Below are 20,452 nucleotides of genomic sequence, written 5' to 3'. Positions count from 1 at the left end.
GACACCGAAAGGTGGAACGCGCATATGAGAAAACACGGATTGGCCGGCGCCCTCCTCGTGCTGGCGCTGGCCGTGGCGACGGGCTGCGGCGGTGGCGACGACGGGAGCGGCACCGACGGCGCCGTCACCGGCGAGATCACGGTGCTGACCCAACGCACCGACATCGTCGACACGGTCTTCCAGGACTACAAGAAGAAGTTCGAGGCGAAGTACCCCGGCACCACCGTCAAGTTCGAGGCGATCACGGACTACGAGGGCGAGGTCCGGATCCGGATGAACACCAAGGAGTACGGTGACGTGCTCCTCATCCCCAACTCGGTCACCACCGACCTGCTGCCGACCTTCTTCGAGCCGCTCGGCACGGTCGCCGAGCTGGAGAAGAAGTACCGCTTCGTCCGCACCGAGCAGCGCCTCGACGACAAGGTCTACGGCCTCACCATCACCGGCAACGCCCAGGGCTTCGTCTACAACAAGAAGGTGTGGCAGGCGGCCGGAGTCACCGCGCCGCCTAAGACGCCCGAGGAGTTCCTCGGCGCGCTCGCCGCGATCAAGGAGAAGACCGAGGCGATCCCGCTCTACACCAACTACAAGGACAAGTGGCCGCTCGGCCAGTGGGAGGGCAACCGGGGCGGGATCAGCGGCGACCCGGACTCGGCGATCAAGCTGGCCAGGGACGACGCCCCGTGGGCGCCCGGCAAGGAACACCACGTCATGGACTCGCTGCTCTTCGACGCCGTGCAGCGCGGGCTGACCGAGCCGGACCCGACGACCACCAACTGGGAGCAGTCCAAGGGCATGCTCGGCACCGGCAAGATCGCCACGATGATGCTCGGCTCCTGGTCGATCGTGCAGATGCAGGCCGCAGCCACGGACAAGGCGGACATCGGGTACCTGCCGTTCCCGACCCAGGTCGACGGCAAGTTCCACAGCGTCATCAGCGGCGACTACGACAACGGCATCAACATCAACTCCAAGAACAAGGCGACCGCCCGGGCCTGGATCGACTGGTTCGCCGAGGAGTCCAACTACGCCGTCGACCAGGGTGGCATCTCACCTGTGATCAGCCAGGCGATGCCGAGCACCCTGGCCGACCTGACCGCCGCGGGTACCGAGTTCATCGAGTACAACCCGGCGCCGAAGGGCGAGGAGGGGCTGGCCGACAAGATCGGCAATGCCGCCGAGATCGCGCTCTGGGACGGCACGTACCGGCAGCGGATCGTGGACGCGGCCCGGGGCGCGAAGAAGGAGACCAAGGAGCAGATCTTCGCCGACCTGAACAAGAAGTGGGCGGAGACGAGGTCGAAGGTCCGGTAGGCGCTGCCCCGGTTCCGCGTACCCACGCGGGGCGGGCGGGTGCCAGTGTCGCCCGACCGCCCCGCGCCACCGGCACGACGACGTGACGGTCCGGCTCGACCCGGAAGGTCTGCGTTCCCCATGGCAACTCCGACGAACACCGCGAGTCGGTTCTCCGGATCGGCCCGCCCGCCGCTTCGGCAGCGGCTCGGACCCACCGGCCCGCGCCGGCCGGTGCCGCGCCGCCGGAAGACCCTCACCCCGTACCTCTTCCTGCTGGTGCCGGTGGCGCTGCTCGTGGTCTTCACCTACGTCCCGGTCGTCAACATGTTCGGCTACAGCGTCACCTCCTGGAACGGACTGAGTCCGACCAAGGAGTTCGTGGGTGCCGGCAACTACGTCGAGATCGCGACCCGCCCGGAACTCTTCGAGGTGCTCCGGGTCAGCCTCTACTACATCGGCGCGTCGGTGCTGCAGATCGCGCTGGCCCTCTACTTCGCCACCGTGCTGAGCTTCAACGTCAGGTTCCGCAACCTCTTCAAGGGGATCATCTTCTTCCCGTACCTGATCAACGGCGTCGCCATCGCGATGGTCTTCCTCTACTTCTTCCAGCCCGGCGGCACCCTCGACTCCGCGCTGCGGGTCTTCGGCCTCGGCAACCTTTCACAGCAGTGGCTCGGCGACCCAGAGGTGATCAACTATTCGCTCGCCGGTACGTCGGTCTGGCGCTACCTCGGGCTCAACTTCGTACTCTTCCTCGGCGCCATCGGGTCCATCCCGGCCCAGCTCTACGAGGCGGCCGAAATCGACGGGGCGAACCGGTGGCACCAGTTCCGCTTCCTGATCCTGCCCGGCATCCGGCCGATCGTCGGACTCTCGTTCATCCTGGCGATCTCCGGGTCGCTGTCGGTCTTCGAGATCCCCTACATCATGACCGGCGGCGCGAACGGCAGCGAGACGTTCGTGATCCAGACCGTCGACATGGCGTTCAAGTACTACAAGGTCGGGCTGGCCTCGGCGATGGCGGTCGTACTCCTCGCGATCATCCTGCTGCTCACCTGGATCCAGCGCCGGGTCGTACCCGAGGAGAAGGTGAACCTGACGTGAGCCTGACCGCCCACCGCTCCCCCGGTACGCCGTCCCGACGGCAGGTCCGGGCCGGCACCCCGCTCGGCGCCCGGGTCGCGGTGACCCTCAAGTACGCCTCGCTGGTCGTCGCCTCGGTGGTGGTCCTGGCACCGCTGCTGGTGCTCCTGATGGCCTCGCTGAAGACCAACGACGAGTTCATCAACGGGGCGCCGTTCGACCCGCCCGGCAACTGGTTCAACCTCGACAACTACGTCACGGCGTTCACCCAGGGCGGCATGCTGCGGGCCTTCGTCAACACGTCGGTCATCCTGGCCGTGTCGCTGGCCGGTACGGTGCTGATCGGCTCGATGGCGGCGTACGCCCTGGACCGGTTCGAGTTCCGGTTCCGCAAGACCATCATCATGCTGTTCCTGCTGGCCACCCTGGTGCCCGGGGTGACCACCCAGGTGGCGACCTTCCAGGTGGTGAACGGTCTGGGCCTGTTCAACACCAGGTGGTCGGCGATCCTGCTCTTCCTCGGCACCGACATCATCTCGATCTACATCTTCCAGCAGTTCCTCCGGGGCATCCCCCGGGAGCTGGACGAGTCGGCAGCGCTGGAGGGCGCCAACCATCTCACGATCTATTTCCGGATCATCCTTCCCCTGCTGAAGCCGGCGATCGCCACCGTCGTGATCATCAAGGGGATCACCATGTACAACGAGTTCTACATCCCGTTCCTCTACATGCCGGACCGCGACCTCGGGGTCATCTCCACCTCGCTGTTCCGCTTCAAGGGGCCGTTCGGAGCGCAGTGGGAGGTGATCTCGGCCGGGGTCATCCTGGTGATCATCCCGACGCTCGTCGTCTTCCTGCTGCTGCAACGCTTCATCTACAACGGGTTCACCAGCGGCGCCACGAAGTAGCGGCCACCCTCCCCGGCGGTGGGCGACGGCACCCCATCCGGCCGGCGGTATCGTCGTGCGGTGCGTACGGACCGTGTCGGCAACTCCGCCCGGGTGTCCCGGACGTTGCGGGTCACCACCCGCAACGCGAGCTTCCAGCAGTGGTCGGCACTGCTGACCAACCGCACCAAGCGGCAGCGGGCCGGTGAGTTCGTGGTGCAGGGGGTCCGGCCGATCAGCGTGGCGGTGCGGCAGGGCTGGCCGGTGCGGGCGCTGCTGCACCCGGACGGCGTACCGCTGTCCCGGTGGGCCCGGGAGCTGCTCGACCAGACCACCGGCAGCCGGGTCGCGGTCGCCCCCGACCTGCTGCACGAGCTCGGCGGCAAGGACGAGGAACTGCCCGAGCTGGTAGCCGTGCTGGAACTGCCGCCGGACCGGCTGGACCGGATCCCGGTCGGACCCGACGCGCTGGTGGTGATCTTCGACCGGCCGACCGCGCCGGGCAACATCGGCACCCTGATCCGCTCCGCCGACGCGTTCGGCGCCGCCGGGCTGGTGGTGGTCGGGCACGCCGCCGACCCGTACGACCCGAGAGCGGTCCGGGCCAGCACCGGTTCGCTCTTCGCGCTGCCGGTGGTCCGCACCGGTTCGCACCGGGACGTACTCGACTGGGTGGCGGCGCTGCGTGACCGGGGCCTGCCGGTGCAGGTCGTCGGCACCGACGAGACCGGCGAGGTCGAGATCGCCGAGCACGACCTGACCGGTCCCACCGTGTTGCTGGTCGGCAACGAGACCTCCGGGCTCAGCGCGGCATGGCGGCAGTCCTGCGACCGGATGCTCCGGATCCCGATCAGCGGATCGGCGAGTTCGCTGAACGCCGCTACCGCGGGCACGGTCGCCCTCTACGAGGCGTCCCGGCAGCGCCGCCGACGCTGAGCCTCCAGAGAGGATCACTCCGATGTGGGTGGCGACGGCGGTTGGCGTACGACGGCGGAGCCGATAGGTTCCGGTTGTGCGCTATCTGGAGGTGGCCTGCCGAGTGCTCCTCTCGGCGGTGTTCGTCGTGGCCGTCGTCAACAAGGTCGCCACCAAGGCCGCCTGGCGGGACTTCGTCCAGTCACTACGCGAGTTGCGGCAACTGCCGGCGCCCTTGGTGCGGCCGGCGGCGACCGCGACGGTGACCGTGGAGGCGCTCGCCGCCATCCTGTTGCTCGTGCCGCTGCGTCTGGTGGGTCTGCTCGGTTTCGCACTCGCGATCGGCCTGCTCAGCGCCTTCACCGTCGCGATCGGGCTGGCGGTGGCACGCGGCAACCGCGCTCCGTGCCGGTGCTTCGGCGCCTCCAGCACCCCGCTGGGCGTGCCGCACCTGGTGCGGAACCTGTCCCTGATCTGCGTGGCGGTGCTGGGCGTGCTCGGACTGTCGACCGGAGCCGCCCTCGATCTGCCGTACGCGGTGGTCGCCGGCATCACCGGCCTGGTCCTGGGCATGTTGACCACGGCGGCCGAGGACATCGTCGCGCTGGTCAAGCCGGTCCGCTAGCCCGTCGGGGCGCCGGCCGGCGCCGGACCTGGTCGGGGTCGTCACCGCCGGCCGGCCTGGCGGCCGTCGACCTGGCTCGTCGCATCAGGGTGGAGGGTGCACCGGCAACCCGGGTCGAGATCAGCAACTCCTGTTGGGCCTCGGTGAGCGCCGAGCCCGGCTCCACACCCAGCTCGGCCACCAGCCGCCGCCGGGCGGCGTCGAAGACGGCGAAGGCCTCCGCCCGCCAGCCGAGTGCGACGTAACACCGCATGAGGTGGGCCTGGGCCTCCTCGTCCAGCGGCCGGCTCTGGGCCCGCTCGCGCGCCAGGGGTAGCACCTCCTCGGCCCGGCCCTGCCGGATCGCGGCGGCGACCCACCAGGAGAGCGCCAACTGCGCCTCCAGGGCCAGCGACGCCGTCCACGGATGACCGGCGAGCACGGGTACGTCGGCCAGCGGCGGCTGCCAGAGCCGCAACGCCTCCCCACTCAACTCCCAGGCCCGCGCCTGGTCGTCGCCACCGCGCGCCGCGCGGGCCTCGGCCACCAGTCGCCGGAACCGGAGCGCGTCGACGGTGGCAGGATCCACCGCCAGCCGGTATCCGGTGCCCACCGTCGGCAGCAGCCGGCTCGCCATCCGGGACGGCCGGCCAGGTTCGAGTACCCGCCGCAGGTGTTTCACGTGGGTCTGGATGACGTTCGCGCCGCTGCTCGGCGCTCCGTCGGGCCAGAGGGCGTCCACCAAATCGTCCCGGCCGACGGGCTGGCCCTCGGCCAGGGCGAGCAGGCCCAGCACCGCCCGCCGCTGTGGTGGACCGACCGGCAGTTCAGCCCTGCCCCGCCACAGCCGCACGCGTCCCAGCAGACATACCCGAAGTTCCGCCGATCCGCCCGCAGACTCCGACATTGTTCCCCCCGTTTTTTACGCACGGCAACGTGATCGTGACGCTCAGGTCATCCATTGCGCGTCCAGTCAGTATCCAACAGGTTGATCCACCATGACAGCCACAGTGATCGATAAAGAGGAGGTGATCGGAATGTTCCGATTCATCAACGCGGTTGGCGACCGGATGCTCGCCCGTCTCGTCCCGCAGACCACCGCCTCGGCGGCCGACTGCGGCTCGGTCGTTCAGCGGCTGATCTGCCGGAACGGCTGGTGGCAGGATTGCGACTGCTTCTCCAACAGCAACTGCGCCTGCCTGCGCTGCCGGCCGACGACCTCGAGGTGCTGAGCACGGGCGCCAGCCCGTACCTGTGCCACAACGACCACTGACGGCATCCGTCGTCGTGCCCTCCGGGTACGGCGACGGGACGGCCCCGGTGGTTCAGCGTTGACGTTCCGGCGCAACCTCTTGCGCCGGGACGTGCTGACGAGCACGTGGCCCGGTCGCGGGCATTCCCCGGCGCGCGACCGGGCCGCGTGCACCGCCCTGCCGGCACCGCGCCGACCGCATGAATCGGGCCGGGCGCGTGAATCAGGCCGGGGACAGTAAGGAGAGAGAGCACAATGCCATATCTCGTCACCGCCGTGGTCCTGGCGTGCGCGTTGGGCACGCTGAACCTGGTGCTCACCCTGGCCGTGATCCGTCGGCTCCGGGAACACACCGACCTGCTGGCCGGCCACCGTGCGGCGCGGGCCGACCCCGGCATCATCGAGGCCGGGCAGACCCCCGGCGACTTCACCGCGACCGACACCGACGGCAACACCGTGCGCCGGGAGGATCTGCGCGGCGAGGTGCTCGTCGCATTCTTCACCCCGGACTGTCCAGCGTGCACAGAGGCGCTGCCCCGGTTCGTCGCGCAGGCGAGCGCTTTCCCCGGTGGGCGCGGCCAGGTGCTCGCCGTGGTCAGCGACGGCGGCCCGGACGGCCCGGAGACGGCGAGCCGGCTCGTCGGCGTGGCACGGGTGGTCGTCGAGGAGACCCATGGCGAACTGGCCAGGGCGTTCCAGGTGAGCGCGTTTCCGGGCTGGTGCCTGCTGGACGCGACCGGCACAGTCTCGCGCAGCAGCAGCGGGTGGAGCGACCTGCCCACCCCGGTTGCCGCGTGACGTCTGGACAGACCCACCGCAGGGTGGAGCTCCGGCTGGTCGTCGCCGCCGTCAGCCTGGCCTACCGGGCCGCCCCGGGAGCGGCCGTGGCGCAGGCGCTGATCGCGATCGCCGCCGGGGTGACCCCGGTCCTGGTGGGCGTACTCACCAAGCTGGTGGTGGACCGGCTCACCGGGACCGGAGACAGCCCGGTGGCGACGGTGATCGGGCTGGCGGTCGGGTTGGCCCTGGCCGGTGTCGCCATCGCCACGCTGCCACACCTGCACGGGTACGTGGCGGCCGAGTGGCGCCGCGCGGTCGCGGTACGGGCACAGGCCGACCTGTACGCCGCGGTGGACCGGCTGCCCGGCCTGGTCCGGCTGGAGGACCCCGCCTTCCGCAACCACCTAAACGTCGCCGACGACGCCGGCCGGAACAGCCCGATAGCCGTCACCGGCAGTGGGCTGGAGTTGCTGCGCACCGTCATCACCATCGCCGGTTTCGCCGGAACACTTGCCCTGCTCAACCCGTGGATGGTCGCGCTGCTCGCCCTGGCCGCCGTGCCGACCGCGCACGCCGAACTGCGGCTGTCCAGGCAGCGGGCCGGGCTGGTCTGGCAGCTCAGCCCGATCGAGCGACGCCAGTTCTTCTACGCCGACCTGCTGACCGGCCTCACCTCGGCCAAGGAGATCCGGCTGTTCAACCTCGGCGGCCTCTTCGGTCAACGGATGATCGCAGAACTCCGTGCGCTCAACGCCGCGAACCGGAAGATGGACCGCCGGGAGGTCCTCGTGCAGGCCGGGCTGGCAGTGGCCGGTGCAGTGGTAGCCGGGGTCGGCCTGGTCTGGGCGGTCGTGGCCGCGCGCGGCGGTCGACTGAGCATCGGCGACGTGACGATCTTCATCGCGGCCCTGGCCGGGATACAGGGTGCGATCGCGACCGGTATCAGCCGGGTGGCCGAAGCGCACGAGGGCCTGCTGCGGTTCATCCACTACCGGGAGGTACTGACCAGCACCCCCGACCTGCCCCTGCCGGCCAACCCGGAGCCGGTGCCGCCGTTGCGCGGCGGCATCGAACTGCGCGACGTCTGGTTCCGGTACGGCGACGGGCATCCGTGGGTGTTGCGCGGCGTCGACCTGACCATCCCGCACGGCCGGACGGTGGCCCTGGTCGGCCTCAACGGTGCCGGCAAGAGCACCGTGGTGAAGCTGTTGACCCGGTTCTACGACCCCACCGGGGGCAGCCTGCGCTGGGACGGTGTCGACTACCGCGAGCTGGACATCGTCCAGCTGCGGGAGCGGATCGGAGCGACCTTCCAGGACTTCGTCTGCTATGACCTCTCCGCCGCCGAGAACATCGGCGTCGGCGACACCAGCGCGCTCGACGACACCGGACGGATCGTCACGGCCGCCGAGCGGGCCGGAGTGCACGACGCGCTGGTCGCGCTCCGGCACGGGTACGAGACCCAGTTGAGCAGGGCGTTCGCCGACCCGGCCGACCCCGACGACATGAACTCCGGCGTGCTGCTCTCCGGCGGGCAGTGGCAACGGGTCGCGCTCGCCCGGTCCTTCCTGCGCGCCGGCCGGGACCTGCTGATCCTCGACGAGCCGAGCGCCGGGCTGGACGCCGAGGCGGAGGCGGACCTGCACCAGCGGCTGCGCGGGCTGCGGGAGGGCCGGACCACGCTGCTCATCTCGCACCGGCTGGGCACAATCCGGGACGCCGACCACATCGTCGTACTCCGCGACGGTGTGATCGCCGAGCAGGGCAGCCACGACGAACTGCTGGCGGCGCAGGGGGCGTACGCCCGGCTGTTCAACCTCCAGGCCGCCGGCTACCAGCCGGCGCCGCGCTGAGCGGGGGCCGCCCGGCAGCTGTGGTGGAGGCAGCCTCCGCACGGTGGTGGTCGTAGCACCACAGATCCAGGTCGGGCGGGTCGACCAGAATGGCCGGATGGACCTCGCGACCACCACCCGGCCACCGCCGTGGCCCCGGCTCCGGCGCCGGCTCGTGCAGGGCGCCGAAGGGCTGCTGCTGGCCGTACTCTCGGTGATCGCCAACATTCCCCTGCTGGTGCTCTCGGTGCTCTCCCTCGTCTTCACGGTGCTGGGCGTGGGCCTCCTCGCCTTCCCGGTGGTGACCGCCGGGGTACGCCACCTCGCCAGGCTCAACCGCGGCATCGCTGGGCGGTGGACCGGCCGGGAGGTGCCGAGTCCCTACCGGCCGGCACCGCAGCGGTCGACCATCTGGGGCCGGTACCAATGGATCGTGACCGACCCGGCCACCTGGCGGGACCTGCTCTGGTTGCTCGCGTCGATACCGGTCGGGCTGGTGCTCGGGCTGCTGCCGGTCTGCCTGGTGGTCTACGGCCTGGAAGGGCTGTTCGGAGTGCCGGTGCTGCTCTGGGCCCTCGACGTCTGGTACGGCTACGGTGCGGTTTGGCCGGCCGACACCCTCGAAAAGGCCCTGCTGGCGCTGCCGCAGGGCGCCCTGATCCTGTTCTTCGCCGGTGTCGTCGGTGACCTGCTGCACCGGATGCACGCCGGCTTCATCCGGGCGCTGCTGGCACCGACCAGCAGGGCGGCGCTGCACCGGCGGGTCCGGCAGCTCACCGAGAGCCGGTCGCAGGCCGTCGACGCGCAGGCCGCCGAGCTGCGCCGGATCGAGCGGGACCTGCACGACGGCGCCCAGGCCCGGCTGGTGGCGCTGAGCATGAGCATCGGGCTGGCCGAGGAACTGATGAGCCGTGACCCGGCGGCGGCCCGGCGGCTGATGGCCGAGGCCCGCCAGGCCAGCGGCCAGGCGCTGAGCGAGCTGCGAAACCTGGTCCGGGGCATCCACCCACCGGTGCTGGCCGAGCGCGGGCTGGCCGGCGCGATCCGGGCGCTCGCGCTGAAACTGCCGCTACCGGTCGAGGTCGACTCCGAACTGTCGGGCCGGCCGCCGGCCCCGGTCGAGTCGGCGGTCTACTTCACCGCCGCCGAACTGCTGGCCAACGTCGCCAAGCACAGCGCGGCGCGCAGTGCCCGGGTACGGCTGCGGTACGGCGAGGGCCGGCTGATCATGGTGGTCGGGGACGACGGGGTCGGCGGGGCCGACCCGGCCGGCGGAACCGGTCTGCGGGGGATCGAACGCCGGCTCGCCGCCTTTGATGGCACCATGTCCGTGGCCAGCCCATCCGGCGGGCCCACCACAGTGACCATGGAGCTGCCGTGCGAGTTGTCATCGCCGAAGACCTCGCCCTACTCAGGGACGGCTTGACCCGGCTGCTCCAGGCGTTCGACTTCGAGGTCGTCGCCGCGGTCGACAACGGGCCGGCGCTGCTGCCGGCGCTTGTGGAGCACCGCCCGGACGTGGCGGTGGTGGACGTACGGCTACCGCCGACCTTCACCGACGAGGGGCTCAAGGCGGCGATCGAGGCGCGTACCCGGATTCCGACACTTCCCGTGCTCGTGCTCTCGCAGCACGTCGAGCAGCTCTACGCCCGGGAACTCCTGGCCGACCGCCGCGGTGCCATCGGCTACCTGCTCAAGGACCGGGTCTCCAACGTGGGCCAGTTCGTCGACGCGGTGCGCCGGGTGGCGACCGGCGGCACGGTGATGGACCCGGAGGTGATCGCCGAACTGCTGGCGAACCGTCCCGGCGCCGATCCGCTCGACCCGCTCACCGCCCGGGAGCGGGAGGTGCTCGGCCTGATGGCGGAGGGCCGGTCGAACGCGGCGATCGCGGGTCGGCTCTTCGTCACCGAGAAGGCGGTCAGCAAGCACATCAACAGCATCTTCAGCAAGCTGGGCATGCCGCCGTCGGAGGACGACAACCGGCGGGTACTCGCCGTACTGGCGTACCTGAACGCCTGAGCGCGGCCGGCGCGACCGGATACCGCTGACCCTCCAATGTGAGCAATGGAATTGATCAGTGTAATTCGCTACTATCCGCCATCAGTGCCTTACCCCGCGCCGATGGCCCGATCGCACTGATCACCACACGGTGAAGCCGATCGTCACCCACCGTAGCGTCGACCGCGCCCGTTCGACGGAGGGATCCGAGATGACGGACAGCCGGCAGGTGACCGCCCGCCCCTACCCGTTCGCCGCCCCCGACCGACTCAACCTCGACCCGCACTACGCCCGGCTGCGCCGCGACGAGCCGGTGATCCGGGTGCAACTGCCCTTCGGCGAGGAGACCTGGCTCGCCACCCGCCACTCCGACGTCCGGGTCGTACTCGGCGACGCCCGGTTCAGCCGCGCCGCCGGGGTCGGGCGCGACCAGCCCCGGACGATGCCCCGGCAACCGGATCTCGGCATGCTCGGCATGGACCCACCCGACCACACCCGGCTGCGCCGGCTGGTGGCGAAGGCGTTCACCGCCCGCCGGGTGGAGCTGCTCCGCGCCCGCGCCCAGGAGATCGCCGACGGGTTGGTCGACCGGATGGTCGAGGTCGGTCCGCCGGTCGACCTGGTCGAGCACTTCGCCACCCCGCTGCCGATCCAGGTCATCTGCGAGCTGCTCGGTGTGCCGTTCGCCGACCGGGACAGGTTCCACACCTGGTCGGAGGCGATCGTCTCGACCACCTCGCTGAGCCCGCAGCAGATCCAGGAATACCTGGAGAGCCTCTGGGGCTACATCGGCGACCTGGTCGCCGTCCGCCGTCGCGAGCCGATCGACGACCTGCTCGGCGCGATGGTCCGGGCCCGGGACGAGAACGAGGACCGGCTCACCGAACAGGAGCTGGTGCAACTCGCCGCCGGTCTGCTCGCGGCCGGGCACGAGACGACGGTGACCCAGATCCCGAACTTCGTCTACGTGCTGTTGGAGAACCCGTCGGAGCTGGCCCGGCTGCGCGCCGATCCCGCGCTGATCCCGAGCGCCGTCGAGGAGCTGATGCGGTACGTCCCCCTCGGTGCCGCCTCGGCCTTCCCCAGGTACGCGACGGAGGACATCGAACTCGGTGGCGTACTCGTCCGGGCCGGTGAGCCGGTGTTGCCGGCGATCGGCTCGGCCAACCGGGACGGCACCGTCTTCGCCGACCCGGACCGGCTGGACCTGGGTCGGCGGGACAATCCGCACGTCGGCTTCGGCCACGGTGTGCACCACTGCGTCGGCGCGCAGCTCGCCCGGATGGAGTTGCAGGTGGCGATCGGTACCCTGGTCGGTCGGCTGCCCGGACTGCGACTGGCGGTACCGGAGCCGGAGGTGCCGTGGAAGAGCGGCCTGCTGGTACGCGGACCGCTCGCCCTGCCGGTGGCCTGGTGAGCGCCGCCTGGCGGGTAACCGTCGACCCGCACCGCTGCATCGGCTCCGGGATCTGCGCCGGCATGGCGCCGGGGCACTTCCAGCTCGTCGACGGGTTCTCCACCCCGCTGGCCGAGACCGTCGAACCGGCCGACCCGGTGGTCGACGCGGCCGAGTCCTGCCCGGTAGAGGCGATCCTGGTCCGGGACGCGGAGGACCAGCGACTCATCGCGCCCGAGGCGTGACCGGACTCGTCGCACCCGAGGCGTGACCCCCGGACCGTCCGGCGCCCCCGTGACGCCGGACGGTCGGCTCGGCCCGCCCATGACGCGGGTCGGGCCGGACGGGCTCAGAGGAGCGCGTCGACCGGGGTCCTGATGAAGTCCAACAGCGCCTGGTTGACCTCGTCGGCGTGGGTCCACGGGATGCCGTGCGGCGCGCCCTTCAGGGTGACGAGCTGGCTGTTCGGCATCGCCGCGTGCATCCGCTGCCCGGTCACCGGATACGGCAGGATCCGGTCCGCGTCGCCCTGGATGATCAGTGCCGGTACGTCGATCCGGGGCAGGTCCTGCCGGAAGTCGGTGAGCCAGGCGGGGATGGAGGCCAGGGTGCCGATCGGCGAGGCGGCCACCGCCACGTTCCAGCTCATCCGGACCACCTCGTCGCTGACCCGTTTGCCGAGGTTCTCGTCGAGGTTGTAGAAGTCGTGCAGGAACGACGTCTGGTATTTGGGCCGGTCCGTGATCACGCTCTGCATGAAGCCGTCGAAGAGGCTCTGGTCGACACCCTCCGGGTTGTCCTCCGTCTTGAGCAGGAACGGCGGGATCGGCGAGATGAAGACCGCCCGGTTCACCCGGGCCGAGCCGTAGTTGGCGATGTACCGGGTCACCTCGCCGGTACCCATCGAGTGGCCGACCAGGATCACGTCGGTGAGGTCCAACTCGTTCATCAGGATGCTCAGGTCGGCGGCGAAGGTGTCGTAGTCGTACCCCACGGCGGGCTGGCTCGAGGTGCCGAATCCCCGCCGGTCGTAGGTGATGGTCCGGTAGCCGGCGTTGAGCAGCGGGTTGATCTGCTTCTCCCACGCCGCGCCGCTGAGCGGGAAACCGTGGATGAGCACCACCGGCTGCCCGGCGCCGTGGTCCTCGTAGTGCAGATCGATGGGCGCGGAGTTCTCCACGCCGACAGTCAGATAGGGCACCCGACTCTTCCCTTCCCCCGTGGTTCGCCCGCCGGGCGCGGCGGCCGCGTCGACCGGCGACTAGCGGACACGGCACCTCGGCGACAATTGCGTAAATTGTCGAAATTGCCGGCCTCGGTCAGCCTATCGAGTCCGTCCCCACCATGCCGGCGGGATGCCGTAATCCCCTGCACCGCGGGCGCCCACCGGCCGGGGGATATTCGCTGGTGGGCCCAACGGGCCGGGCCTAGGGTGGGCCCCGATGACGCTCGCACACGATGTCGCCGGAAACGGCCCCGCGCTCCTGCTGCTGCACTCCTCCGTCTGCGACCGGCGGATGTGGGACCCGCAGTGGCCCGCCCTGCTCGATGCCGGCTACCAGGTGATCCGCTGCGACTTCCGGGGCTTTGGTGAGACCCCGGTGCCGGACCGCCCCTACGCCGAGGCCCAGGACGTGCGCGACCTGCTCGACGCGCTGCGGGTCGACCGGGTGGCGCTGGTCGGCGCCTCGTTCGGCGGCCGGGTCGGCCTGGAGGTGGCCGCCCGCTGGCCGGACCGGGCGACCGCGCTGGCACTGCTCTGCGCCGGCATGCCTGGCCACCTGCCCGGTCCGGAGCTGCGGGAATTCGGCCGCCAGGAGGACGAGCTGGTCGAGGCCGGCGACGTCGCCGGGGCCGTCGAGCTCAACGTCCGGACCTGGCTGGGGCCCGAGGCCGACGAGGCGACCCGGAATCGGGTACGCGAGATGCAGCGGCACGCCTTCGACGTCCAACTCGCCGCCACCGAGGAGGTTCCGCGACTCGATCTCGGCGAGCCCGACCTCGGTCAGATCACCGCGCCCTGTCTCGCCGTCTCCGGCCGGTACGACCTGGCGGACTTCCGGCAGATCGCCGCCCGGCTGCCCGCGCTGCTGCCCGACGCCCGGCACCTCGAACTTCCCTGGGCCGGTCACCTGCCCAGCCTGGAACGCCCCGCCGAGACGACCGCGCTGATCCTCGACTTCCTCCGCGAGACCCGGCCGGCCTGACCGCTGCGGTTGTGCCTGAGCGAGCGAAACTCCGCGGTCAGCAGGGGCGGAGGGCCCGGGCCAGGCGGCGCACGGCCTCGTCCATCAGCTCGGCTGGGGCGGCGGCGTAGCTGAGCCGCAGGTGCGCGGCCGGTGGTTCGGCGGCGTACCAGGGACGGCCGGGAAAGACGACCACCCCCTCGGCAGCCGCGGCGGAAGCCAGTGCGATGTCGTCGGCGCCCTCGGGCAGCCGGACCCACAGGTGCATGCCGCCCCGTGGAACGGGCTGTCCGGCGAGTTCGGGCAGGTGCCGACGGAGCGCGGCGAGCAGCGCCTCCCGGCGGGTCCGCAACTCGGTACGCAGGGTGCGCCGGTGCCGTACCCAGGCCGGGGAGCTGACGAACTCCAGGGTGGCCTGTTGCAGCGGGCCGGCGACGAAGAGGTCGTCGCGCAACCGGGCGGTACGCAGCCGGGCGCCGGCCGGCCCACGGGCCCCGATGGCGGCGACCCGCAGCCCGGGTGCCGTCGACTTGGTCAGGGAGCGCAGGTGGACCACGTGTCCGTCGGGGTCGTCGGCGGCCAGTGGCGGTGGGCTCTCCCCGTCGATGGTGAGGTCGCGGGCATAGTCGTCCTCGATCAGGAACGCGCCCGCGTCGCGTACCGCCTCGGCGACCCGGGCCCGGCGGTGTGCCGCAAGTGTCGCGCCGTGCGGGTTGGCGTGCAGCGGCTGGCAGTAGAACAGCCGGGCGCCGGTACGGGCGAAGGCGGCGGCGAGGTGGTCGGGGCGTACCCCGTCGACGTCGGCGGGTACCGGCACCACCCGCAGGCCGGCCGCTCGGGCGGTGGCCAGCGCGCCGAGGTAGGTCGGCGACTCGACGAGCAGGGTGTCGCCGGGCGAGGCCAGCGCGCGCAGTGCGGTCGACAGCGCCGCCTGTCCGCCGGGGCAGATCACCATGTCGTCGGCGCGCAGCCCGCCTCCTGCCTCGCGGGCGAACCAGGCGCGGAGGTCCTCGCGCCCGTGCGCCGGTCCGCGCTGCCAGGAGGCGGACTGCCGGGCGGCGCGGGCGAGCGCGGCGCCGAGCGCGGCGGTGGGCTGGAGATCGGCGTCGAGATAACCGCCAGAGAGCGGGATCGCACCCGTGGGCGGTAACGCCAGTAGCGCCTGCATCTCCGCTTCGCCGGGTCGGCGGGGACCCAGCGCCACTGTCTGCCAGGACAGGTCGGGGACGGCCCGCCGCTGCGGCGGGACGGCCACGAAGGTTCCCCTGCCGGACCGCGCCTCGACCAGCCCTTCCGCCACCAACTGCCGGATCGCCTGGGCGACGGTGACCGGCGAGGCCCGGTGCCGCGCGGTCAGCTCGCGCACCGGTGGCAGCCGCGTGCCGGGCGCCGCGACAGCCACGAGCTGACGCAGATCTTGGATAACGCGATGCGCGGCGTTACCGTGGTCCATGAGAGGACAGAGTAGCGTTACTGCCCCGACGACGGTAACGGCGGAACGGCTGGCCGGCCTCGCCCTCGGTGCGCTCGGGGTGCTTGCCTTCAGCATGTCCCTGCCGGCCACCCGGGTCGCGGTGCGGCAACTCGACCCGTGGTTCGTCGCCTTCGGGCGGGCCGTCGGCGCGGCGCTGCTGGCCTGGGCGTACCTGCGGATCACCGCCGCGCCCCGCCCCACCCCCGACCAGTGGCGGCGGCTGTCGATCGTCGCCCTCGGCGTCGTCGTCGGCTTCCCGCTCTGCACCTCGCTGGCGCTGGTCACCCAGACCTCGGCACACGGCGCGGTCGTCATCACGGTCCTGCCGGCGATGACAGCGGTCTTCGCGGTACTGCGGGCCGGCGAACGTCCCCCGTTGTTGTTCTGGCTCGCCAGCACCGCCGGACTGCTGGCGGTGCTGGCGTTCCTCGTCGCCAGTGGTGCGGTGCACGGCGCCCTCTCCGCAGCCGACCTTCTGCTGCTCGCCGCGGTCGTGCTCTGCGGTCTGGGCTACGCCGAGGGCGGTGCGCTCGCCCGCGAGCTGGGCGGCGCCCGCACGATCTGCTGGGCCCTGCTGCTCTCGCTGCCCGTCACCGGCCCCGTCACGGTCGCCGCCGCCGTGGCCCATCCCCCGCAGGCAGACGCGGTCAGCTGGTCGGCGTTCGGCTACCTCACCCTGGTCTCCATGTTCCTCGGCTTCTTCGCCTGGTACGCGGGCCTGGCCCGGGGCGGCATCGCCCAGGTCGGCCAGATCCAGCTCGCACAGCCGGTGCTCACCCTCGCCTGGTCGGCGCTGCTGCTCGGCGAGACCGTCACCCCGGCCTCGGTCGGGGCCGCGCTAGCGGTGCTGGCCTGCGTCGTACTCATCCAGCGCACCCGGTCGCGAGCACCGGCCGTGCTCCGTGGTTGACAGCCGTGGTCCCTGGTGCACAGTGGACGGACCACGGCCGCCCGGGAACAAGCCCCGGGCGACCGTCCATCCCGTCCGGCTGCCGTACCGCGGCCAACCCGCTGGCTACACGCGGCGGCGCCCGTAGAGGCCCGCGGCCAGGCTGACGCCGACGGCGGCGAACCCGACCTGGAGGGCGAGTTCGATCCAGTCGATGTCGGGGGTCTCGGCGACACCGAAGGCGGCGGCGACGACGGTGCCGAGCAGAGCGGCGAGGATACCGATGAGCAGGGTGAGCCAGATCGGGATGCTCTGCCTGCCGGGTACGACCAGCCGGCCGAGGGCGCCGATGATCAGACCGATGATGAGGGCGCTGAGAATGCCGCCGATCTCCATACTGAATCTCCTTCGTGTGTCGTTGGCCGGGGTCGCAGTGCCCGTTGGACGGTTCCGAGAAACCTTTCGCCGGCCGGCGCACGCCGCCCGGACGCCGTTGCGGCGCGCCACCGTGCCCTTCGCCCCCTTCCCGGTTATCGCCCGGCACCCGCCCGTGGTGACGCCTCCGTATGCTGACCGGATGCGAATCGCCTTCGGCACCGACGACGAGAACGAGGCGACCAGAGCGGTATTCGACTACCTCTCCGGGCTCGGCGAGGTGGAACGGGTCGGCGGCGACGAGCCGTGGCCGGCCATCGGTGCCGAGGTGGGCCGCGCGGTGACCGAGGGCCGAGCGGACTTCGGCGTCGTGATGTGCTGGACGGGCACCGGCACGGCGATCGCGGCGAACAAGATCCCCGGAGTACGGGCGGCGCTGGCCTGGGAACCGTGGATCGCGACCGGCGCACGGCTCTGGAACGACGCCAACGTGCTCGCGCTGAGCCTGAAGCGACTCGCCCCGGACGTCGCCGTCGAGGTCGCCCGGGCGTTCTTCGACACGCCCCGGCCCGACCCGGACGAGGTCGGTAACATCGCCCGACTCTCCGAACTGGAGCCGGGGTAGGGCCGGTGACGGTGACCCGGTCCACCGGCCGGGCGGCCCGCCCCGGTCGTCCCCCAACCCGCGGAAGGTGACGTCGAGTGCCGGCACGGGGATACGACGTCATCGTCGTCGGCAGCCGGGTGGCCGGTGCGGCGACCGCCATGCTGCTGAGCCGCCGGGGCCTGCGGGTGCTGGCGGTCGACCGGGCGCGCTTTCCGAGCGACACCCTCTCGACGCACCAGGTCCAGGTGCCCGGAGTCGCCCGGCTGCACCGGTGGGGCCTGCTGGAGCGGCTGGTGGCCGCCGGCACTCCGCCCGCCCGCGACATCCGGCTCGACACCGGTGAGGTCGTACTCACCGGCCGCTACCCCGGGTACGACGGCGTCGACGCGCTCTACAGCCCGCGCCGTACCCTGCTGGACGCGCTGCTTGTCGATGCGGCCCGCGAGGCGGGTGTCGAGGTACGCGAGGGGTTCGACGTCGACGAACTCGTCTGGGACCGGGACCGGGTGGTGGGGATACGCGGACGGCAGCGCGGCGGCTCACCGGTGACCGAGACCGCCTCGCTGGTGATCGGTGCCGACGGCAAGCGTTCCACGGTCGCCGCCCAGGTACGGGCAACCACCTACCGGGAGCAGCCGGCGAGCACGTTCGCCTGTTACACGTACTGGTCCGGGGTGGCGCTCTCCGGTGGAGAGCTCTACCAGCGCCCCGGGCGTACCGTGGCGGTCTTTCCCACGAACGACGGCCTGACAATCGCCTACGTCGCCGGCCGGGCCACCGACTTTCCGGCGTTCCGGGCCGACGTCGAGGGCCACTACCTCGGCACCCTGGACGCCTGCGGTGATCTCGGCGCCCGGGTGCGGGCCGGCGAGCGGGCCGAACGCTTCCGGATGACGCCGGACGTGCCGAACGCGTTCCGGGTGCCGCACGGGCCGGGCTGGGCACTGGTCGGCGACGCGGGCCTGGTGATGGACCCGATCACCGGCCAGGGCATCGGAAACGCGTTCCGGGACGTCGAACTGCTCGTCGACGCCGTCGCCACCGGGCTGGACAGCGGCGGCCGGCTCGACGCCGAACTCGCCGGCTACCGGGCCCGCCGGGACACCGCCGCCGGCCCGATCTACGACCTCACCTGCGACCTGGCCGCCTTCCGGCCGCCCCGCGCGGTCGACCGGGAACTCTTCGCCGCGCTCAGGGACCGACCGGCCGCGGTCGAGGCGTTTCTGGGGGTACTCTCCGGTGCCGTCCCGATGCCCAGGTTCCGAACTCCGGGCAACCTGCTGGCCCTGCTCGGGCCGCGGGCCGTGATCCGGATCGCCGCCGCCGACCTGCTGCGCCGGTGAGCCCGGCTGGGCAATTCTGGCGGACCTCGGTCGCGGCGGGAGCGACCGGCCGTACGCTACCTGCTGCGCCGGGCGACCCGTACGCCGTACGCGATCGTGCCGACGACGAGCAGTACGCCGATGAGTTGGAGGCCGGGCGAGTCGTCGGCTCCCCCGTACAGCACGGCGGCGACGCCGAGAGCGACGATGAGCAGGGCGACGACGAACAGGACGTACCTCATGGGTTCTCCGTTCCGATCCCGGCGGTGACCGGGTCGACCTGGTCGGTGTGTGCGGCGCCGGCCGCGGCACGGCGGTTCATTCGTCGACCCACTCGAGTAGGTCACCGGGCTGGCAGCCGAGCACCCGGCACATCGCCTCCAGGGTGCTGAACCGGACGGCCTTGGCTCGGCCGTTCTTGAGCACGGCCACGTTCGCCGGGGTGAGCCCGACCCGCTCGGCGAACTCACCGACGCTCATCTTGCGTTTGGCCAGTTCGACGTCGATGCGCACGACGATGGGCATCAGATCACCGCTTCCATGTCGGTGCGCAACGTGGTGGCCTGGCGCAGCAGCGCACGCATCACGACCATCAGCAGTCCGAGCACGGCGACGCCTATCGACATCAGGAAGAGCAGCAGGGGCAGCCCGGGGTCGTCGGAGTGGAGACCGACGTAGACGAGCACGCCGACGAGGACGATCCACGCGGCGGCGATGGCCCAGAGGATCGCGTCCACCCAGGCCAGGGAGGCCTCGCTGAAGATGCGGTCGTTCTTGACCATGGTGAGCAGCTTCCAGGTAGCCACGATCACCGCCTGGACGCAGAGCACCCAGAAGACCGAGACGGCGGTCGCCGGCCACCTCAGGTACGCGAGTTCCGGGGACTGCTCGGCCATGTGCGCGAACTGTCCGGGCAGCGAGAAGGTCTGGAACATGACCAGCACCCCGAACAGCAGCACCAGGAGGACTCGGAGTGGGGCGACCGCTCGATGTTCGACTAGCATGCATCGACTATCACTCGGTACCTATCGAAAGTCAATAGGTCACTGCCAAGCTCAGCCCAGCCGGGCCGGCAGCGACGGGGGCGTAGGCCGTCGCCGACCTCTCATCCCAGCGGCGGTGTCGGTACCGGAGTGAGGTGTTTGGTGATCCGCAACAGCACCCGATCGGGGGGACCCGGGACGAAGACGGCCTCGTCGGCGAGGGCGGCGATCAGTGGCAGCCCACGGCCGCCGATCGTGAGCGGGTCGGGAAGATCGGCGTAGAGGCCCGCGTCGTCAGGGGTCCTGCCACGGTTGCCGACCTCCAGCAGACAGACATGGTCGTCGATGACTATGGTGATGTCGACGGCACTGTCCGGCTCGGCGTGCAGCACCGCGTTGGCGCACGCCTCGCTGACCAGTACGGCGAGATGTCCGCACGGCTCCTCGGCCGCGTCGGTGAGGCTCAACAGGGTGGTCAGGACGTGACGGGCTCGGGTCACCGAGGATGGATGCCGTGGAAGCGAAAGCGTCATTGTCACCCGCATTCCGCAGCTCCTTCCGGCCCGGCCG

General features: G+C 71.2%; 24 protein-coding genes. 16 read left to right on the top strand and 8 right to left on the bottom strand.

What is annotated here, in order from left to right:
• Nucleotides 1-24 precede the first annotated feature (24 nt).
• The 5 genes from CLT71_RS02875 to CLT71_RS02855 all read left to right on the top strand — a co-directional run bounded on the left by CLT71_RS02875 (nt 25) and on the right by CLT71_RS02855 (nt 4,806).
• Entirely contained in the window at nt 25-1,314 is a 1,290-nt protein-coding gene (locus CLT71_RS02875) for an ABC transporter substrate-binding protein (RefSeq protein WP_101365721.1), read from the top strand.
• 120 nt (nt 1,315-1,434) lie between these two features.
• The gene (locus tag CLT71_RS02870; RefSeq protein WP_101365720.1) at nt 1,435-2,400 is read left to right on the top strand and encodes a carbohydrate ABC transporter permease; all 966 of its coding nucleotides are present in this window, start codon (nt 1,435-1,437) and stop codon (nt 2,398-2,400) included.
• A complete protein-coding gene (locus CLT71_RS02865; protein WP_486483009.1) occupies nt 2,397-3,287 on the top strand; it encodes a carbohydrate ABC transporter permease in 891 nt (296 codons plus the stop codon). Before CLT71_RS02870 ends, CLT71_RS02865 begins: the two co-directional genes overlap by 4 nt.
• A gap of 93 nt (nt 3,288-3,380) precedes the next feature.
• Complete coding sequence (locus tag CLT71_RS02860) at nt 3,381-4,202, top strand: RNA methyltransferase (protein ID WP_101371086.1); 822 nt, start codon at nt 3,381-3,383, stop codon at nt 4,200-4,202.
• 76 nt (nt 4,203-4,278) lie between these two features.
• Nucleotides 4,279-4,806: a MauE/DoxX family redox-associated membrane protein gene (locus CLT71_RS02855; RefSeq protein ID WP_101365719.1), complete on the top strand. Its 528-nt coding sequence runs from the start codon at nt 4,279-4,281 to the stop codon at nt 4,804-4,806.
• Here CLT71_RS02855 and CLT71_RS02850 read toward each other — a convergent pair.
• The gene (locus CLT71_RS02850; RefSeq protein WP_158242162.1) at nt 4,790-5,638 is read right to left on the bottom strand and encodes an AfsR/SARP family transcriptional regulator; all 849 of its coding nucleotides are present in this window, start codon (nt 5,636-5,638) and stop codon (nt 4,790-4,792) included. The genes CLT71_RS02855 and CLT71_RS02850 overlap by 17 nt on opposite strands.
• 145 nt (nt 5,639-5,783) lie before the next feature.
• Between CLT71_RS02850 and CLT71_RS02845 the strand changes: the two genes are divergently transcribed.
• From CLT71_RS02845 to CLT71_RS02815, 7 genes are all read left to right on the top strand, one after another.
• Nucleotides 5,784-6,017 carry a hypothetical protein gene (locus CLT71_RS02845; protein WP_143743346.1) on the top strand — a complete coding sequence of 78 codons (234 nt, stop codon included), beginning with the start codon at nt 5,784-5,786 and terminating at the stop codon, nt 6,015-6,017.
• 275 nt (nt 6,018-6,292) lie between these two features.
• Complete coding sequence (locus tag CLT71_RS02840; RefSeq protein ID WP_101365716.1) at nt 6,293-6,835, top strand: TlpA disulfide reductase family protein; 543 nt, start codon at nt 6,293-6,295, stop codon at nt 6,833-6,835.
• Complete coding sequence (locus CLT71_RS02835) at nt 6,832-8,670, top strand: ABC transporter ATP-binding protein (protein ID WP_101365715.1); 1,839 nt, start codon at nt 6,832-6,834, stop codon at nt 8,668-8,670. The genes CLT71_RS02840 and CLT71_RS02835 overlap by 4 nt, the downstream gene beginning before the upstream one ends.
• A gap of 97 nt (nt 8,671-8,767) precedes the next feature.
• Nucleotides 8,768-10,075 carry a sensor histidine kinase gene (locus CLT71_RS02830; RefSeq protein ID WP_101365714.1) on the top strand — a complete coding sequence of 436 codons (1,308 nt, stop codon included), beginning with the start codon at nt 8,768-8,770 and terminating at the stop codon, nt 10,073-10,075.
• Nucleotides 10,027-10,671, top strand: coding sequence for a response regulator transcription factor (locus CLT71_RS02825; protein WP_101365713.1), 645 nt, complete (start codon nt 10,027-10,029; stop codon nt 10,669-10,671). The genes CLT71_RS02830 and CLT71_RS02825 overlap by 49 nt, the downstream gene beginning before the upstream one ends.
• Nucleotides 10,672-10,861: 190 nt before the next feature.
• Nucleotides 10,862-12,067, top strand: a complete 1,206-nt coding sequence (locus tag CLT71_RS02820; protein WP_101371085.1) for a cytochrome P450 — start codon at nt 10,862-10,864, stop codon at nt 12,065-12,067.
• Nucleotides 12,064-12,291 carry a ferredoxin gene (locus CLT71_RS02815; RefSeq protein ID WP_101365712.1) on the top strand — a complete coding sequence of 76 codons (228 nt, stop codon included), beginning with the start codon at nt 12,064-12,066 and terminating at the stop codon, nt 12,289-12,291. The genes CLT71_RS02820 and CLT71_RS02815 overlap by 4 nt, the downstream gene beginning before the upstream one ends.
• A 104-nt stretch (nt 12,292-12,395) precedes the next feature.
• On the opposite strand, the gene CLT71_RS02810 is transcribed toward CLT71_RS02815, so the two are convergent.
• Nucleotides 12,396-13,247: an alpha/beta fold hydrolase gene (locus tag CLT71_RS02810; RefSeq protein ID WP_101365711.1), complete on the bottom strand. Its 852-nt coding sequence runs from the start codon at nt 13,245-13,247 to the stop codon at nt 12,396-12,398.
• Between the two features lie 241 nt (nt 13,248-13,488).
• On the opposite strand from CLT71_RS02810, the gene CLT71_RS02805 reads away from it, so the two are divergent.
• Nucleotides 13,489-14,253 carry an alpha/beta fold hydrolase gene (locus CLT71_RS02805; RefSeq protein WP_101365710.1) on the top strand — a complete coding sequence of 255 codons (765 nt, stop codon included), beginning with the start codon at nt 13,489-13,491 and terminating at the stop codon, nt 14,251-14,253.
• Nucleotides 14,254-14,290: 37 nt separating this feature from the next.
• Here the strand turns inward: CLT71_RS02805 and CLT71_RS02800 are convergent, their stop codons facing one another.
• Nucleotides 14,291-15,685 carry an aminotransferase-like domain-containing protein gene (locus CLT71_RS02800; RefSeq protein WP_101365709.1) on the bottom strand — a complete coding sequence of 465 codons (1,395 nt, stop codon included), beginning with the start codon at nt 15,683-15,685 and terminating at the stop codon, nt 14,291-14,293.
• Between CLT71_RS02800 and CLT71_RS02795 the strand changes: the two genes are divergently transcribed.
• A complete protein-coding gene (locus CLT71_RS02795) occupies nt 15,684-16,616 on the top strand; it encodes a DMT family transporter (RefSeq protein ID WP_101365708.1) in 933 nt (310 codons plus the stop codon). The genes CLT71_RS02800 and CLT71_RS02795 overlap by 2 nt on opposite strands.
• Nucleotides 16,617-16,721: 105 nt before the next feature.
• On the opposite strand, the gene CLT71_RS02790 is transcribed toward CLT71_RS02795, so the two are convergent.
• Nucleotides 16,722-16,991, bottom strand: a complete 270-nt coding sequence (locus tag CLT71_RS02790) for a GlsB/YeaQ/YmgE family stress response membrane protein (protein WP_101365707.1) — start codon at nt 16,989-16,991, stop codon at nt 16,722-16,724.
• Between the two features lie 181 nt (nt 16,992-17,172).
• On the opposite strand from CLT71_RS02790, the gene CLT71_RS02785 reads away from it, so the two are divergent.
• Both CLT71_RS02785 and CLT71_RS02780 read left to right on the top strand, forming a co-directional pair.
• Entirely contained in the window at nt 17,173-17,595 is a 423-nt protein-coding gene (locus tag CLT71_RS02785) for an RpiB/LacA/LacB family sugar-phosphate isomerase (protein WP_101365706.1), read from the top strand.
• Between the two features lie 77 nt (nt 17,596-17,672).
• Nucleotides 17,673-18,920: an NAD(P)/FAD-dependent oxidoreductase gene (locus tag CLT71_RS02780; RefSeq protein WP_101365705.1), complete on the top strand. Its 1,248-nt coding sequence runs from the start codon at nt 17,673-17,675 to the stop codon at nt 18,918-18,920.
• 56 nt (nt 18,921-18,976) lie between these two features.
• Here CLT71_RS02780 and CLT71_RS37340 read toward each other — a convergent pair whose 3' ends face one another.
• The 4 genes from CLT71_RS37340 to CLT71_RS02765 all read right to left on the bottom strand — a co-directional run bounded on the left by CLT71_RS37340 (nt 18,977) and on the right by CLT71_RS02765 (nt 20,415).
• Nucleotides 18,977-19,141 carry a hypothetical protein gene (locus tag CLT71_RS37340; protein WP_199187487.1) on the bottom strand — a complete coding sequence of 55 codons (165 nt, stop codon included), beginning with the start codon at nt 19,139-19,141 and terminating at the stop codon, nt 18,977-18,979.
• 76 nt (nt 19,142-19,217) lie between these two features.
• Nucleotides 19,218-19,424 carry a helix-turn-helix domain-containing protein gene (locus tag CLT71_RS02775; RefSeq protein WP_101365704.1) on the bottom strand — a complete coding sequence of 69 codons (207 nt, stop codon included), beginning with the start codon at nt 19,422-19,424 and terminating at the stop codon, nt 19,218-19,220.
• A complete protein-coding gene (locus CLT71_RS02770) occupies nt 19,424-19,903 on the bottom strand; it encodes a DUF2975 domain-containing protein (protein ID WP_101365703.1) in 480 nt (159 codons plus the stop codon). Before CLT71_RS02770 ends, CLT71_RS02775 begins: the two co-directional genes overlap by 1 nt.
• A 101-nt stretch (nt 19,904-20,004) precedes the next feature.
• Nucleotides 20,005-20,415, bottom strand: coding sequence for an ATP-binding protein (locus CLT71_RS02765; RefSeq protein ID WP_486483645.1), 411 nt, complete (start codon nt 20,413-20,415; stop codon nt 20,005-20,007).
• Nucleotides 20,416-20,452: the final 37 nt, after the last annotated feature.

It is taken from the genome of Plantactinospora sp. CNZ320 (genome assembly GCF_002846275.1).
Note: the sequence above shows the minus strand (reverse complement) of the source record. Positions and strands in the feature narration are given on the sequence as shown.

Excerpts from the sequence above, each read along its gene's own strand:
- CLT71_RS02840 (WP_101365716.1), top strand. The coding sequence starts at position 6,293 with ATGCCATATCTCGTCACCGCCGTGGTCCTGGCGTGCGCGTTGGGCACG.
- CLT71_RS02830 (WP_101365714.1), top strand. The coding sequence starts at position 8,768 with ATGGACCTCGCGACCACCACCCGGCCACCGCCGTGGCCCCGGCTCCGG.
- CLT71_RS02875 (WP_101365721.1), top strand. The coding sequence starts at position 25 with ATGAGAAAACACGGATTGGCCGGCGCCCTCCTCGTGCTGGCGCTGGCC.
- CLT71_RS02870 (WP_101365720.1), top strand. The coding sequence starts at position 1,435 with ATGGCAACTCCGACGAACACCGCGAGTCGGTTCTCCGGATCGGCCCGC.
- CLT71_RS02820 (WP_101371085.1), top strand. The coding sequence starts at position 10,862 with ATGACGGACAGCCGGCAGGTGACCGCCCGCCCCTACCCGTTCGCCGCC.
- CLT71_RS02790 (WP_101365707.1), bottom strand. The coding sequence starts at position 16,991 with ATGGAGATCGGCGGCATTCTCAGCGCCCTCATCATCGGTCTGATCATC.
- CLT71_RS02785 (WP_101365706.1), top strand. The coding sequence starts at position 17,173 with ATGCGAATCGCCTTCGGCACCGACGACGAGAACGAGGCGACCAGAGCG.
- CLT71_RS02765 (WP_486483645.1), bottom strand. The coding sequence starts at position 20,415 with ATGACGCTTTCGCTTCCACGGCATCCATCCTCGGTGACCCGAGCCCGT.
- CLT71_RS02845 (WP_143743346.1), top strand. The coding sequence starts at position 5,784 with ATGACAGCCACAGTGATCGATAAAGAGGAGGTGATCGGAATGTTCCGA.
- CLT71_RS02800 (WP_101365709.1), bottom strand. The coding sequence starts at position 15,685 with ATGGACCACGGTAACGCCGCGCATCGCGTTATCCAAGATCTGCGTCAG.
- CLT71_RS02795 (WP_101365708.1), top strand. The coding sequence starts at position 15,684 with ATGAGAGGACAGAGTAGCGTTACTGCCCCGACGACGGTAACGGCGGAA.
- CLT71_RS02775 (WP_101365704.1), bottom strand. The coding sequence starts at position 19,424 with ATGCCCATCGTCGTGCGCATCGACGTCGAACTGGCCAAACGCAAGATG.
- CLT71_RS37340 (WP_199187487.1), bottom strand. The coding sequence starts at position 19,141 with ATGAGGTACGTCCTGTTCGTCGTCGCCCTGCTCATCGTCGCTCTCGGC.
- CLT71_RS02770 (WP_101365703.1), bottom strand. The coding sequence starts at position 19,903 with ATGCTAGTCGAACATCGAGCGGTCGCCCCACTCCGAGTCCTCCTGGTG.
- CLT71_RS02805 (WP_101365710.1), top strand. The coding sequence starts at position 13,489 with ATGACGCTCGCACACGATGTCGCCGGAAACGGCCCCGCGCTCCTGCTG.